The following is a 14,079-nucleotide window of genomic DNA, read 5'->3' on the forward strand; positions in this document are numbered from 1 at the left end:
CTCACTCGACCTCGAACAGCTTCGGCAGATGCGCCTGATACCAGCCCTTCAAATCCGCGAGCGCCGGGTGTTCTAGATTGCGGCGCAGATAGGTCTCGATGCGCGGCAGATGCTTGAGATAGGCCGGCTTGCCGTCACGCTTGTCGAGCCGCGCGAAAATGCCGGCGATCTTGGTGTTGCGCTGCGTGCCCATGATCGCATAGGCGCGGGCGAAGCCGGCGAGATCGAAGCCTGGATCGTCATTGCGCCGCGCGGCGCCGTAAGCCGCGAGCAGGCGCAGCTCCAGCGCGGCCGGCACGTCGATGCGCGCATCCTGCCCGAGCGAGGCGAGGTCGTAGGCCGGGTGGCCGATCACCGCATCCTGGAAGTCGATCAGCCCGAGCTTGGCATGGCCGTCGCGCTTGGGCAGCCAGATCAGGTTGGGCGAGTGGAAGTCGCGCAGCGTCCAGGTACCGGGCGTCTCCAGGATCTCGTCGAAAAGGCGGTTCCAGATCCGCGAGAATTCGGCCTGCGTCACCGCCGGCAGGGTCACGCCCGCGATATGGGGCGCGTACCATTCGAGGATCAGCTCGGTCTCGATCGCCAAAGCGCCGCGGTCGTATTCGGGCACGACATGGTCGCGGCCTTCCGTCACCGGCAGGATCGTCGGCAATGTGTGGCGGTGCAGGTCGGCGAGCAGGCGCGCCGCCGCCTCGTAGCGCTCCGCGATCGGCCCGTCCGCATCGATGACGCCTTCGCTGCCGAGATCCTCGATCAGCAGGAGCCCGGTCGACAGATCCTGCGCGTAGATCTCCGGCGCTGAATAGCCCAGCGAATGCAGACCGCGATCCATCGCGACGAAGGCGTCGACGTTCTCGGCCAGATGCGCGATGGCACTGTAGGGCTTGCCGAGCCGGATCGCCGGCCCGTCCGGTCGCGGCGGCGAAATCATCAGCACGGCGCTCGTGCCGTCGGCCTGCGTCAGGCGCTCATAGGCACGGCTGGACGCGTCGCCCTGCATGTAGTCGCGCCGGGCCTCGCCCCAACCCGCGTCGTCGATCAGACGCCGAGTCGCGATCGCGATCGCGAGCCGCTGGCGCCAGAGCACGCCGCCGGAGAGGTCGGCAATGCGGCCGGTCTCGGGGTTGTGCGGATCGACGTCGAGCACGATGTCGAGCCTGCGGCCGCCTGGCAGGCGTCCCCCGGCCCGGTCGGGCCATTCGACCAGCGTGATCAGGCGGTCAAGATCCTCGACCAGGCCGATATCGTCGAGCTCCTCGGGGGAGCGGACGCGGTAGAGATCGGCATGCAGGACGGGGCCGCGCGGCGTCTCGTAGCTCTGGACAAGGGTGAAGGTCGGGCTCGGTGCCTCCAGGGCCGGATCGTCGGAGAGCTCGCGCAGGATCGCGCGCGCCAGCAGCGACTTGCCGGCGCCGAGATGGCCGGATAGCGCAACGATGTCGCCGGGCTTGAGGATCGCGGCGAGATCGGCGGCGAGCCTGAGCGTGGCCGCCTCGTCGGCCAGAACGAGCCGGTGGCTGCCGGACTTACGGGCTTCGTCGGTCATTCCGCCGCGTCCGACATCCGCACGCCTTCGGAGGGGAACACTGCCGTCACGCGGGTGCCGCGCCCCGGCGCCGAGTCGAGCTCGACATGGCCGCCATGCAACTCGACGATCGAGCGGACGATCGAGAGGCCAAGGCCGACGCCGCGATGGCTGGAGCCGAGCGAGTGGCTTTCGAAGCGGTCGAACACCTTCTCCCTGACCTCGGCCGGGATGCCCCGGCCCTGGTCCGCGACCGTGATGCGGACATCATTGCCGCTGCGCGCCGCGCTGACCGTGATGGTCTGGCCCGGCGAGGAGAAGCCGATCGCGTTGGAAATCAGATTGAACAGGACCTGGCGCAGTCGCTTGCCATCGGCGCGCAAGGGGCCGGTCTGCGCGGCGATCTCGACCTTGAGGTCGAGCTTGCTGTCGGTCAGGCGGTCATGCAGCCCGGCGGTTGCCTGGGCGATGGTCTCGGCGACATCGACCTCCTCCAGCTCCAGCGTCAGCGCGCCGTTGTCGATCGTGGCGAGGTCGAGGATGTCGTTGATGATGGCGAGCAGGGCGCCCGAGGAGCGTACGATATGCGAGGTATAGTCGCGCTGCTTCTCGTTCAGTGCGCCGATCGCCTCCGTGCCGAGCAGCTGGGCGAAGCCGATGATGTTGGTCAGCGGCGAGCGCAGCTCGTAGGAGACGTGGTGGACGAAGTCCTCGCGCAGCCGCGAGACCTTCTCCAGCGCCTCGTTCTTCTCGGTCAGGGCGCGCTCGACATTCACCGAGGCCGTCACATCGGCGAAGGTGATCAGCGTCGCGCCGTCCGGCAGCGGCGCCGCCGCGCAATCGAGCACCGTGCCGTCCCGCCGCTCCATCCGGCAGCCATAGTCCTCGCGCGCGTCGCGCACGCCGGTCACGACGCTGTGCAGCTCGCTCCAGATCTCGTCCTGCGGGAAGAGCGGCCGGCAGAGCCTGACCACCTCTTCGATATGCGGGGCCGCGCTCGTGAGGTCGGCATGGATCTTCCAGGACTGCGCGAAGGCGGGGTTGGAGAGTTTGAGCCGCCCGTCCGAGCCGAACACGGCCACACCCTCGCGCAGCGAGTCGAGTGTCTCGCGCTGCGTCCTGGACAGCGCGTTGAAGCGCGATTCCAGCGTGAATCGCTCCGTCACGTCGTCGAGCAGATAGGTCACGCCGCCCTGCGGATTCGGGCTTGCGACGACGTGGATGGTGCGCCCGTCGGGCAGGTACCACCAGTCCTCGTTGGCGCGCGTCGAGGTATAGGCGGCCTGGACGCCGGCCTTCCAGCTGCGGTAGTCGCCGAGCTCGGGCAGGCGTCGTTCCGAGCGCAGGCGGTCGAGGATCTCGCTGTCGCTTGGCTGGCCGTCGAGGAAGCCGGCATCGAGCGACCACAAGACCTCGAAGCCGGGATTGCGATAGACCAGCCGCTGCGAGGCGTCGAACACGGCGACCGCCGTCTTGAGCCGGTCGAGCGTGCGGATATGAGCGTCCATCTGGCGCTGCAGGTCGGCCCGGACCGCCTCGAGCTCGCTCATGTCGGTCGCGATACCGGCGAAGCCCGTCTGTGTCGGCAGTTCCAGGATATCGAGCGTGCGGCGCTGCCCGGCGACGACAGCCGGGGCCCGCACCGAGAAGGAGCGGCCCTCGCGCCGCGCCCGGGCGGCGCCCTCGCGCTCGCTGCGGTCGAGCAGTTCAAGACCGTTCTTGACGGCTTCGTCGCCGTCCGCGGCCTCGACGGCGCGCGCATAGGCGGCGTTGCACCAGTTCAGGTGCCCCTCTTGCGTCCGGGTCCAGGCAGGCTGGGGCAGGCCGGCGAGCAGTCCGGAAAGCGCCTTGTGGTCGCCGCTGACGCGCTCCAGTTCCGCACGGACCGCCAGCACCTGGGCGCGCTCGCCCGTGACTTCGCGGAAGCGGATGACGGCACGGCCGGCGACAGGCCGCCCCTCGACATCGATGAAGGGGCCACTCTTGCTGCGTAGCGTGAAGCCGAAGGACGTGCCGCGTTCCTTCAGCGCATCGGTCGCCAGTTCGAGCTTCTTGGCGTCAGCCGGCGGCGCCCAGGCGCCATAGGCGAGCGCGAGCGTCGAACCGGGAGCGCCGAGAAAGCCGCTGTCGCCCTCGAAGAGCGGCTCGGCATTGCGTCCGTCCCAGCTGACGACGACCTGCGGATCGGCGGCGAGCAGGGCGGAAAGCCGCTCCTGCTGCCCCCGCGCGGTTTCGAGTTCGCGCGCCAGTTCGTTCTCACGGCGCTGCCAGCGCGACCGCTCGCGGACGTAGACCAGCGACGTGGTCGCGGCGAAGACGGTGAGGCCGGCGAGGATCATGGACAGGGCGCCGGTGCTGAAAAGGTCGGCGCGCAGCGGTGCGACCCATTCGCCCTGGGCCAGCGCGACCCCGGGGGATTGGCTGGCGACGAGGCCGGGCAGAAGCGCATGTCGGCGCCAGCCACCGCTGCTGCGTTCCTGTCGGCTCGACCGTCTCATCCCGCGTCCGTCTTCCTCGAGGGCGGCTCAGGGCCGCCGGGTATGCCGGTACACTCGAAACCAGGGCCGCACGGCGCTACGCCGCCCAGAGACGCCGCCTCGGGGGCATCCGACGCACGCCTGCCACGACACTGATCACTGCGTGTCGATCCGGCTCGCGCAAGAGGCGCTGAGGGGCCGAATCAGTTCCACTCTACTCACCCGCCGACTCCGGCAGGAAGTGGTTAATCGCGCGTAAATCGGGCGAATTTTATGGATCGCTGCCAGAAATCAAGAAGTAGATGCCGTTGCCGCCGGGCGATCTATTAGTAGTGGTTTGGGCTGGATCGGTGACGCCGACGCCACGAAAAAAGGCCCGGCGCGAACGCCGGGCCTTTCGAAATCCGGAGTTGCCGGATGTCAGTAGCGGTAGAGCTCGGGCTTGAAGGGGCCGCTCTGCGCCACGCCGATGTACTTGGCCTGCGCGTCGTTGAGCTTGGTCAGCTTGGCGCCGACCTTGGCGAGGTGGAGCGCCGCGACCTTCTCGTCGAGGTGCTTCGGCAGCGTATAGACCTTGTTCTCGTACTTGGCGTGGTGGTTCCAGAGCTCGACCTGGGCCAGCGTCTGGTTCGAGAACGAGCAGGACATCACGAAGGACGGGTGGCCGGTCGCGTTGCCGAGGTTCACCAGGCGGCCTTCCGAGAGCAGGATGATGCGCTTGCCATCGGGGAACTCGACCTCGTCGACCTGCGGCTTGACGTTGTCCCACTTGAAGTTCTTCAGGCCGGCGACCTGAATCTCCGAGTCGAAGTGGCCGATGTTGCAGACGATGGCGCGGTGCTTCATCGAGCGCATGTGCTCGACGGTGATGACGTCGAGATTGCCGGTGGCGGTCACGAAGATGTCGGCGCGCGGGGCGGCGTCTTCCATCGTCACGACCTCATAGCCTTCCATCGCCGCCTGCAGGGCGCAGATCGGGTCGATCTCGGTGACGAGGACGCGGCAGCCGGCCTGGCGCAGCGAGGCGGCCGAGCCCTTGCCGACGTCGCCGTAGCCGGCGACGACCGCAACCTTGCCCGACATCATGACGTCGGTGCCGCGGCGGATGGCGTCGACCAGCGACTCGCGGCAGCCATAGAGGTTGTCGAACTTCGACTTGGTGACGGAGTCGTTGACGTTGATCGCCGGGAAGGGCAGGCGGGCGGCCTTGGCCAGCTCGTACAGGCGGTGCACGCCCGTCGTGGTCTCTTCCGAGACGCCCTTGATCGCGGCGCGGGTCTTGGTGAACCAGCCCGGATTGGCCTTGAGCTCGCGCTTGATCAGGGCGAAGAAGATCGTCTCTTCCTCATTGCCGGGCTTGTCGAGGAAGGCGGCATTGCCGGCCTCGGCCTCGGCGCCGAGGATGATCAGCATGGTCAGGTCGCCGCCATCGTCGAGGATCATGTTCGGCGTGCCGCCGTCGCCCCAGGTCGCGGTCTTGAGGACGTACTCCCAGTACTCCTCCAGCGTCTCGCCCTTGATCGCGAAGACCGGGGTGCCGGTCGCGGCGATCGCGGCGGCAGCGTGGTCCTGGGTCGAGAAGATGTTGCAGGACGACCAGCGCACATCGGCGCCGAGTTCTTTCAGCGTCTCGATCAGCACGGCGGTCTGGATGGTCATGTGCAGGCAGCCGGCGATGCGCGCGCCCTTGAGCGGGGCCTTGCCCGCATGCTCGGCGCGGATCGCCATCAGGCCCGGCATCTCGTCCTGGGCCATGTTGATTTCCTTGCGGCCGTAATCCGCGAGGCTGATGTCCTTGACGATGTAATCGGTCTTCGACACGGGGCGTGCTCCACTGCTCGTTCCTGCAAGGGGCTCTTGCAGAGGGTGCTTGAATGACGGGCGGGTCTTTAGCAGCGCCGGCGGCGAAGCGCAATCAAAGATATAAAGATGTCTTTATATCCTTTGCGGCGCGCGTCTTGCTCCCGGCCGCCGCTTGGCCGCAATCCCGCCCGGTGGCAGAGGAGGAAGCCGCCGCTGTGGCAAGCCTGCCTTGGAGACCTCTCTTGCCAGACCTCGCATTCCGCCCCTCGCCGGCGCTCGACGCGGCCGTCATCGCCCGGGAAGCTTTCGTCGCTTCGGTCTTCGAGGCCCTGCGAGCCGAGAGCGCCGACGGGCCCGGCGTCACACGCACCTCCTACATGGCCGGCGAGCAGCGCGCCCACGACAGGATCGCTGAACTCGCGCGCGGTCTCGGTCTCGCCGTTTCGGTCGATGCGGCCGGCAACCTCGCGGCACGCTTCTCCGGCCGCCGCCGCGATCTCCCGGCCTGGATCACCGGCTCGCATCTCGATTCCGTCCATATCGGCGGCAATTTCGATGGGGCCGCCGGCGTCATCGCAGGTCTCACGGCGATCGCAGCGATGATCGACGCCGGCCTGCAGCCGGAGCGCGACATCGTCCTGATGGCCTTTCGCGCCGAAGAGAGCAGCAGCTGGTTCGTCGGCCGTCATGGCGGCCATCTCGGCAGCCGCGCCGCGCTCGGCCTGCTCTGGGAGGGAGAACTCGACAGCGCCATTCATGTCGCGACCGGCCGTTCGCTGCGCGCCATGATGACCGAGGCCGGCTTCGATCCCGCCCGCATCGAGGCCGGACCGCCGATCCTCCGGCCGGTCGACTATGCCGGCTATGTCGAGCTTCATATCGAGCAGGGGCCGATCCTGGAGAACCGAGACGTCCCGGTCGGCATCGTCACCGGAATCCGCGGCGCCTATCGCGTACGCAATGGCAGGGTGCGCGGCGCCTATTCGCATTCGGGTGCGGTGCCGCACGAATATCGGCAGGATGCCGTCTTCGCCATGTCCGATCTCGTCATGGCCCTGGATGGCGAATGGGCCCGCCGTCGCGCCGCCGGCGAGGACCTCGTCGTCACCGTCGGTCGCTTCGCGACCGAGGCCGATCGTGCCGCGCTGACCAAGGTGCCCGGGCAGGTCGATTTCACCATCGACATCCGCAGCCAGAGCCGCGACACCCTCGACGGCATGGAAGCCTTCCTGCGCGGGCAGGCCGCGCGCATCGAGGCCGAGCGCGGCGTCGCCTTCACGCTCGAGCCCTTCGACCGTTCATCGCCCTCGCCGATGGCGCCCGCGCTGGTCGCGGCACTGGAAGCGGGCGCGGACGGCTTGGGTATTGCTCGGCTGACGATGGCGAGCGGCGGTGGTCACGACGCCCAGGATTTCGCTGATGCCGGCATTCCCGCGGCGATGATCTTCGTGCGCAACGACAAGGGCAGCCACAACCCGGATGAGGCGATGGAGATCGCTGACTTTATGCAGGCGACACGGGTTCTGGCGAACGTGCTGTGGGCGCAGGCGGGGAAGGCGTAGGGCCTCTGGACCGAGTTCGCTTTACTCGCCTTCGCCGAACCGATCGGCGACCAGCGCCTCCAGCGCCTTGAGCGCATCCTCGGCTTCGCGCCCCTTGGCCACGACCGTGATGGTCGAGCCGATACCGGCGCCCAGCGTCAGGATGCCCATGATCGAGGTCGCGCCGACCGTCTCGCCGCAACGGGTGACCGTCACGTCGGCGTCGAAGTTGGAGGCACACTGCACGAATTTCGCCGTGGCGCGGGCGTGCAGGCCCTTCTTGTTGATGATCTGGAACTGGCCATAGAGCGCGCCGGCCGGAATCTCGACCTCCGGGCAGTCGCAATCCTCGGCTTCGGGCCTGACGTCCACGGAGAACCCCTATTTGCCGGCCAGCACCCGGCTGGCGACGGTGATGTACTTGCGGCCGGCATCCTGCGCGCTGGTGACGGCCTCGTCGAGGGTCTTCTCCTCGCGCACGCTGGCGAGCTTGATCAGCATCGGCAGGTTGATACCCGCGACGACGTCGATGCGGCCAGGCTCCATCACCGAAATGGCGAGATTCGAGGGCGTGCCGCCGAACATGTCGGTCAGGACGATGACGCCGCTGCCGTTCTCGACCTGCTCGACGGCGGCGATGATATCGCGGCGACGGCTTTCCATATCGTCATCGGGGGCGATGGCGATGGTGGCGAGGCTCTGCTGAGGGCCGACGACGTGTTCGAGCGCGGCACGGAATTCCGTGGCCAGATGCCCATGCGTCACGAGGACCAGTCCGATCATTCCAACTCTGGCACCGGCGAGCGCGTGAAAGCGCCCGGACAAGGTCGCGGTTTATGCGGCAGCTGCGAAGGATAGGCAAGCGGGGCTGGCCGAAAGTTGTAGAATTATCGACATCAAATGCGATCTATGAACAATCGCAGGGCCGCCGAGATCAGCCGTTCGTCGCCGACCCGGCCCATCACGGTCAGGCGCGGCAGGTCGATCCCCACGAGGTTCTCGACCAGATCCTCGGGCTCGGGCATGCGCGTCGGCTCGCTTCCGCTGAGATCGACGACCATGCGAACCACTACGGCGGGCAGATGCGCCTCCGGCGTCAGCCCGAGCCCGCGCCGTTCGATCAGGCCCTCCAGCGGCGGTACAGGCCGCGCCAGCAAGCGCCCTCCGCGCGCGCTGAGCGCGGTCCTGTCATCGGCGACGAGCCGCGCGAACTGGCCGGCGACTTGCGTCTGGGCAATCAGGGCGAGCGCCAGAACCGACTTGCCCGCCCCGGACGGCCCGCGAATGAGCACGCCGGCCTCGCCGATCGCGACGGTCGTCGCATGAATGGTGCTGTCGCTCATGCTGTCCGCTCAGGCCATCCGTGGCACGGCGGGCAGGCAGACGATGAAGCGCGCGCCCAGGCGCGGCTGCTCGCCGTCGGGGCCAGCCGGGCCGAGCCGGTTCTCAGCGCGAATCGTACCGCGATGCGCCTCGATGATCTGGCGCGAAATCGATAGCCCGAGTCCGGAGTTCTGGCCGAAGCCTTCGTCCGGGCGGTCCGTGTAGAAGCGTTCGAAGATCCGCTCCAGCGCGTGCGGCTCGATCCCCGGCCCGTCATCCTCGACGGTGATCAGCACGTCGTTGGCCACACGCGACAGCTTGACGCGGACCGGCTTGTCGGCCGGGGAGAAGGAGCGGGCATTGTCGATCAGGTTGACGAGGACCTGCCCGAGCCTGGAATCATGGCCGATCACCAGGAAGCCGTCGCGCCCGCCGGGCCGCTGGCCGCGTCGCTCGATGTCGAGCTCGATCTTGGGGCGGCCTTCGCGGCGGGTCTCGTTCTGCACGGAGACCACGGCCTCGAGCACCTGTGCCAGGTCGACCGGCCCGGCATCGTTGCGAGCGAGCTCGGCGTCCAGCCGCGAGGCGTCGGAGATGTCGGAGATCAGCCGATCGAGGCGTCGCACATCGTGCTGGATCACGGCGAGCAGCCGCCCGCGCGACTCGTCGGACTTGGCCCGCGGCAGCGTCTCGACCGCGCTGCGCAGCGAGGTCAAGGGGTTCTTCAGTTCGTGGGCGACATCGGCGGCGAAGCTCTCGATCGCCTCGATGCGGCTGTAGAGGGCCTTGGTCATGTCGCGCAGCGAGCCGGAGAGGTGGCCGATCTCGTCATGGCGGCTGGCGAAGTCGGGGATCTGCTCGCGCGACTTCACGCCCCTGCGCACGCGCTGGGCGGCGTCGGCGAGCTTGCGGATCGGTTCCGCGATGGTGCCGGCGAGGAGGACCGAGAGCACGATCATCACGGCGGCCGCGACCGCGAAGACCTGGAAGATCGCATAGCGCTCGGAGGCAATGACCGCGTCGATGTCGCCGCCCTGCGTCGAGAGCAGCAGCGCTCCTTTCACGGCGCGGAAACGCTGCACCGGGACGGCAACCGAAACGATGGTCTGGCCGCGCGCATTCACCCGCACGACGCTGGCGGGCAGGCCGTTCAGTGCGCGTGCGACCTCGAGATAGGACTTGCCGTTGGCGTTCTCGAAATCGTCGTAGACCGGCATGTCGGCCCGGCCGAGCCGGTTGCGCAGCAGGTTCCAGGTCCGCTCCAGCAGCGGCGCCTCGTCCGGCTCGCCGACACGCGGCAGGTCGAGCCGCAGCACGTCGCCGCGAGAATAGAGGCTGCGGGAATCCAGCGTCAGCAGCCCGTCGCGATCATAGATGCGCGCCCGTGTCTTGGTCGGTGTCACCAGCCGGCGGAGCAGCGGCGCGACCTTTTCCGGATTGATCGAGAAGTCGAGCGGGTCATCGACGAAGCCGGCGCTTTCGCCGGCCTGGAGCTGGAGCAGCTTGTCGGGATCGATGGTGATCGCATCGGTCTCGACGGTCGCCGAGGCCGCGATCGCGCCGGCGATGATCTCGCCCTGCGTCAATAGGCTCTGGACTCGGGATTCGATCAGCCCCTCGCGGAACTGGTTGAGGTAGAGGAAGCCGACCAGCAGCGCGACGAGCCCGCCCAGATTGAGGACGACGATGCGCCGCGTCAGGCTGGAGGCTGCGCCGGACGAGATCGCGCGCCAGCTGCGGCGGCCGAGGGCGCGGACGCGCTGCCGCAGCGCCGGCCAGCGCGCGCTCCTGCGGATCTCCTTCCCGCGTTCCTCGTCGATCGTCGCCATCGGGTCCGTCGTGTTCTGAGCCCGTCATCGCGAACAGTGCAACGGCGACGCCATCCCGAAGCGGTTCTGCTCCGCTGGATCGTCTCCCTCGCTCGCGATGACGGCAGCTCGTCAGCTTTCCTTGAAGCGGTAGCCGACGCCGTACAGGGTTTCGATCATGTCGAAATCGACATCGACCTGGTTGAACTTCTTGCGCAGCCGCTTGATGTGGCTGTCGATGGTCCGGTCGTCGACATAGACCTCGTCGTCATAGGCCGCATCCATCAGGGCGTTGCGGCTCTTTACCACGCCCGGCCGCTGCGCCAGCGATTGCAGGATCAGGAATTCGGTGACGGTCAGCGTCACCGGCTCGCCCTTCCAGGTGCAGGTGTGGCGCTCCGGATCCATGCGCAGCAGCCCGCGCTCCAGCGCCTTGGCGTCCTCGGCTCGCGGGGCGGCGGCCGGGTCCTTGGCGCCGGCGCGGCGCAGGATCGCCTTGACGCGCTCGACCAGTAGGCGCTGCGAGAACGGCTTCCGGATGAAGTCGTCGGCACCCATCTTCAGGCCGAAGAGTTCGTCGATCTCCTCGTCCTTCGAGGTCAGGAAGATCACCGGCAGGTCGGACTTCTGGCGCAGCCGCCGCAGCAGCTCCATGCCGTCCATGCGCGGCATCTTGATGTCGAAGATCGCCAGGTCCGGCGGATTCTGCTTCAGCCCGTCCAGCGCCGAGGCGCCGTCGGTATAGGTCATGATGCGGTAGCCCTCGGCTTCGAGTGCAATGGAAACCGAAGTCAGGATGTTGCGGTCGTCGTCGACCAGCGCAATGGTTGGCATCAGCTCTTTGTCTCTTGGCCGCGTTGCAGTAGCTGGGTCACTCTCGCGAGAGAGCGGCTAAACCGTGGCCGCAATCTAACGGCGCCATGGCGGTTTGCCTATGTCCCCGTCACAGAAAGACCCGAAAGGCCGGCAGGTTCCATGACTGAGTCGCAAATCGAGACATCGACGCCCGCCGAGCCGCGCGAGGACACGAAACGTCAGGACCCGATCCGTCCGACCGACGATCAGGCGCGCGAACTGGGCCGGCGGCTTCTGCGCAGCGCCCGCTCCGGCTCGCTCGCGACGCTGGGGCCGGATGGGCATCCCTCGGCCAGCCTTGTCAGCCTCGCCACCGACGTCGACGGCAGCCCGCTGATCCTCGTCTCGGCGCTCTCCTCCCATACCGGCAATCTGGAGGCCGATCCGCGCTGTTCGCTGCTGCTTTCGCCGGGCGGCAAGGGCGATCCGCTCGCCCATGCGCGCATCACCCTGAAGCTGCGCGCCCGCAAGATCGGCCGCGAAGGGGAGGAGGCGGCGCGCATCCGCCGGCGTTTCCTGGCGCGGCAGCCCAAGGCCGCGCTCTATGCCGATTTCGGAGACTTCTCGTTCTTCGTGCTCGAACTGGAGAGCGCGAGCCTGAACGGCGGCTTCGGCAAGGCCTATGAACTGACCCGCTCCGATCTGCTCAGCGATGCCGGCGCTGCGGCTGCGGTGGCGGCGATGGAGGAGGGCGGTGTCGAGCATATGAACGAGGACCACGCCGATGCGATCCTTGATTATGCAACCGTCCTTCTCAAGGCCGAGCCGGGTGCCTGGCGGATGACCGGGATCGATCCCGACGGGGCGGATCTGATGCTCGGCGACAAGGTGCTGCGGCTGGCGTTTCCCAGGCCTGCGACAACCTCGTCCGAGGTTCAGAAGGTACTGGTCGAACTGGCGATCGCCGCACGCAAGGTCAGCTAGCGCCATGATTTACCAAGTTGATTCGTTTCAATCGATTTAGGCTAGATTGTTCGGGTCGGCGTCTTTCTGACGCCTTGAGCCGGGGGCATCATGGCCTTAAGGGACGTTCTTTAACGCTACCTGGTTCATCGGCTCAGCTTCGGCTGAGCGCATATCTAGCAGATCAGGCGGGCCGTCCCACGGCCCCGCCTCGGGAGGTTCCTGTGAAAACCATCGGTCAGTTCAACGCCGCCCACGGGGCGGAGACTTTCGGCTTTCGCAACCTGAAGACCGTCTACTGGAACCTCGAGGCCGCGCGGCTCTACGAGGAATCGCTGGGACGCGGCGAGTCGCAGATCTCGCGCGGCGGTGCGATCACGGCCGACACCGGCACCCACACGGGCCGTTCGCCCAAGGACAAGTTCACCGTCCGCGATGCGCTGACCGAGAACACGGTCTGGTGGGACAACAACAACGCGATCACGCCCGCGCAGTTCGAGACGCTGCTGGCCGATTTCATCAGCCATGCCGAGGGCAAGGAGCTCTTCGCGCAGGACCTCTATGGCGGCGCCGATCCGGCTCACCGCGTCAAGGCGCGCGTCTTCACCGAGCTGGCCTGGCATTCGCTCTTCATCCGCAACCTGCTGATCCGTCCGGCCCGCGAGGAGATCGCGGGTTACACGCCCGAGATGACGATCGTCGACCTGCCGAGCTTCAAGGCCGATCCGGCGCGCCATGGCTGCCGCAGCGAGACCGTGATCGCGATCGATTTCACCCGCAAGATCGTGCTGATCGGCGGCTCGGCCTATGCCGGCGAGATGAAGAAGTCGGTCTTCACCTATCTCAACTTCGTCCTGCCGACGAAGGGCGTCGTGCCGATGCACTGCTCGGCCAATGTCGGCTCGAAGGACGATTCCGCGATCTTCTTCGGCCTCTCCGGCACCGGCAAGACGACGCTCTCGGCTGATCCCGATCGCACCCTGATCGGCGACGACGAGCATGGCTGGTCGAAGGACGGCATCTTCAACTTCGAGGGCGGCTGCTACGCCAAGACGATCAAGCTCTCGGCCGAGGCCGAGCCGCAGATCCATGCCGCCTCGCTGCGCTTCGGCACGGTGCTCGAGAACGTCGTGATGGATGAGGTCACGCGCGAGGTCGATTTCGACGACGGCAGCAAGACCGAGAACACGCGCTCGGCCTATCCGCTCGACTTCATCCCGAACGCCTCGCGCACCGGCCGGGCGGGCACGCCGAAGAACATCGTCATGCTCACGGCCGACGCCTTCGGCGTGATGCCGCCGATCGCCAAGCTCACCCCGGCCGAGGCGATGTATCACTTCCTCTCCGGCTACACCGCCAAGGTCGCCGGCACCGAGCGCGGCCTCACCGGAGTCGAGCCCGAATTCTCGACCTGCTTCGGTTCGCCCTTCCTGCCGCGCCACCCGTCGGAATACGCCAATCTGCTGCGCGATTTCATCGCCAAGCACCATGTCGATTGCTGGCTGGTGAACACCGGCTGGACCGGCGGGCAGTACGGCACCGGCCGGCGCATGCCGATCCGCGTCACCCGGCGCCTGCTGACGGCCGCCCTCGACGGGTCGCTCAACCGCGCCGATTTCCGCCGCGACCCCTATTTCGGTTTCGCCGTTCCCACCTCGGTGCCAGGCGTCGAGCCGCACATCCTCTACCCGGTCAAGACCTGGCAGGATAAGGCGGCGTTCGCCGAGACCGCCAAGAACCTGGTCGGCATGTTCGCCAAGAACTTCAAGAAGTTCGAGGACCATGTCGACGACGCGGTGAAGGCGGCGGCGCCGGTCAACTCGCTGGCGGCTTAGGTAGCTTCC

At 67.4% G+C, this 14,079-nt stretch carries 11 protein-coding genes; 3 read left to right on the plus strand and 8 right to left on the minus strand.

The genetic code is table 11. From position 1 onward, the window contains the following. Window position 1: 1 nt before the first annotated feature. The 3 genes from tsaE to ahcY all read right to left on the minus strand — a co-directional run bounded on the left by tsaE (window position 2) and on the right by ahcY (window position 5,823). Complete coding sequence (gene tsaE / locus VGN82_RS01520) at window positions 2-1,546, minus strand: tRNA (adenosine(37)-N6)-threonylcarbamoyltransferase complex ATPase subunit type 1 TsaE (RefSeq protein ID WP_327525215.1); 1,545 nt, start codon at window positions 1,544-1,546, stop codon at window positions 2-4. Then, window positions 1,543-4,023: a sensor histidine kinase gene (locus VGN82_RS01525; RefSeq protein ID WP_327525216.1), complete on the minus strand. Its 2,481-nt coding sequence runs from the start codon at window positions 4,021-4,023 to the stop codon at window positions 1,543-1,545. The genes tsaE and VGN82_RS01525 overlap by 4 nt, the downstream gene beginning before the upstream one ends. Window positions 4,024-4,422: 399 nt before the next feature. Then, window positions 4,423-5,823: an adenosylhomocysteinase gene (gene ahcY, locus VGN82_RS01530; protein WP_327525217.1), complete on the minus strand. Its 1,401-nt coding sequence runs from the start codon at window positions 5,821-5,823 to the stop codon at window positions 4,423-4,425. 224 nt (window positions 5,824-6,047) lie between these two features. Here ahcY and VGN82_RS01535 point away from each other — a divergent pair, with 224 nt between their 5' ends. Beyond that, entirely contained in the window at window positions 6,048-7,367 is a 1,320-nt protein-coding gene (locus tag VGN82_RS01535) for a hydantoinase/carbamoylase family amidase (RefSeq protein ID WP_327525218.1), read from the plus strand. Between the two features lie 21 nt (window positions 7,368-7,388). On the opposite strand, the gene VGN82_RS01540 is transcribed toward VGN82_RS01535, so the two are convergent. From VGN82_RS01540 to VGN82_RS01560, 5 genes are all read right to left on the minus strand, one after another. Then, entirely contained in the window at window positions 7,389-7,718 is a 330-nt protein-coding gene (locus tag VGN82_RS01540) for an HPr family phosphocarrier protein (protein WP_414644172.1), read from the minus strand. 9 nt (window positions 7,719-7,727) lie between these two features. Next, window positions 7,728-8,129, minus strand: a complete 402-nt coding sequence (locus VGN82_RS01545; RefSeq protein WP_327525219.1) for a PTS sugar transporter subunit IIA — start codon at window positions 8,127-8,129, stop codon at window positions 7,728-7,730. Between the two features lie 113 nt (window positions 8,130-8,242). Next, entirely contained in the window at window positions 8,243-8,689 is a 447-nt protein-coding gene (locus tag VGN82_RS01550) for an HPr kinase/phosphorylase (protein ID WP_327525220.1), read from the minus strand. 9 nt (window positions 8,690-8,698) lie between these two features. After that, window positions 8,699-10,498, minus strand: coding sequence for a sensor histidine kinase (locus VGN82_RS01555; protein WP_327525221.1), 1,800 nt, complete (start codon window positions 10,496-10,498; stop codon window positions 8,699-8,701). Between the two features lie 111 nt (window positions 10,499-10,609). Further along, complete coding sequence (locus tag VGN82_RS01560; protein ID WP_327525222.1) at window positions 10,610-11,311, minus strand: response regulator transcription factor; 702 nt, start codon at window positions 11,309-11,311, stop codon at window positions 10,610-10,612. Between the two features lie 141 nt (window positions 11,312-11,452). Here VGN82_RS01560 and VGN82_RS01565 point away from each other — a divergent pair, with 141 nt between their 5' ends. Both VGN82_RS01565 and VGN82_RS01570 read left to right on the plus strand, forming a co-directional pair. Beyond that, a complete protein-coding gene (locus tag VGN82_RS01565; RefSeq protein WP_327525223.1) occupies window positions 11,453-12,256 on the plus strand; it encodes a HugZ family pyridoxamine 5'-phosphate oxidase in 804 nt (267 codons plus the stop codon). 203 nt (window positions 12,257-12,459) lie between these two features. Continuing rightward, the gene (locus VGN82_RS01570) at window positions 12,460-14,070 is read left to right on the plus strand and encodes a phosphoenolpyruvate carboxykinase (RefSeq protein ID WP_327525224.1); all 1,611 of its coding nucleotides are present in this window, start codon (window positions 12,460-12,462) and stop codon (window positions 14,068-14,070) included. Window positions 14,071-14,079 lie beyond the last annotated feature (9 nt).

Origin of the sequence: Allobosea sp., assembly GCF_035999205.1 — a bacterium.
Classification (GTDB): domain Bacteria; phylum Pseudomonadota; class Alphaproteobacteria; order Rhizobiales; family Beijerinckiaceae; genus Allobosea.

What these genes read in the sequence shown, in the direction of transcription:
- tsaE (WP_327525215.1), bottom strand. Translation starts at nt 1,546, where the DNA reads ATGACCGACGAAGCCCGTAAGTCCGGCAGCCACCGGCTCGTTCTGGCC.
- VGN82_RS01525 (WP_327525216.1), bottom strand. Translation starts at nt 4,023, where the DNA reads ATGAGACGGTCGAGCCGACAGGAACGCAGCAGCGGTGGCTGGCGCCGA.
- VGN82_RS01545 (WP_327525219.1), bottom strand. Translation starts at nt 8,129, where the DNA reads ATGATCGGACTGGTCCTCGTGACGCATGGGCATCTGGCCACGGAATTC.
- VGN82_RS01550 (WP_327525220.1), bottom strand. Translation starts at nt 8,689, where the DNA reads ATGAGCGACAGCACCATTCATGCGACGACCGTCGCGATCGGCGAGGCC.
- VGN82_RS01555 (WP_327525221.1), bottom strand. Translation starts at nt 10,498, where the DNA reads ATGGCGACGATCGACGAGGAACGCGGGAAGGAGATCCGCAGGAGCGCG.
- VGN82_RS01560 (WP_327525222.1), bottom strand. Translation starts at nt 11,311, where the DNA reads ATGCCAACCATTGCGCTGGTCGACGACGACCGCAACATCCTGACTTCG.
- VGN82_RS01565 (WP_327525223.1), top strand. Translation starts at nt 11,453, where the DNA reads ATGACTGAGTCGCAAATCGAGACATCGACGCCCGCCGAGCCGCGCGAG.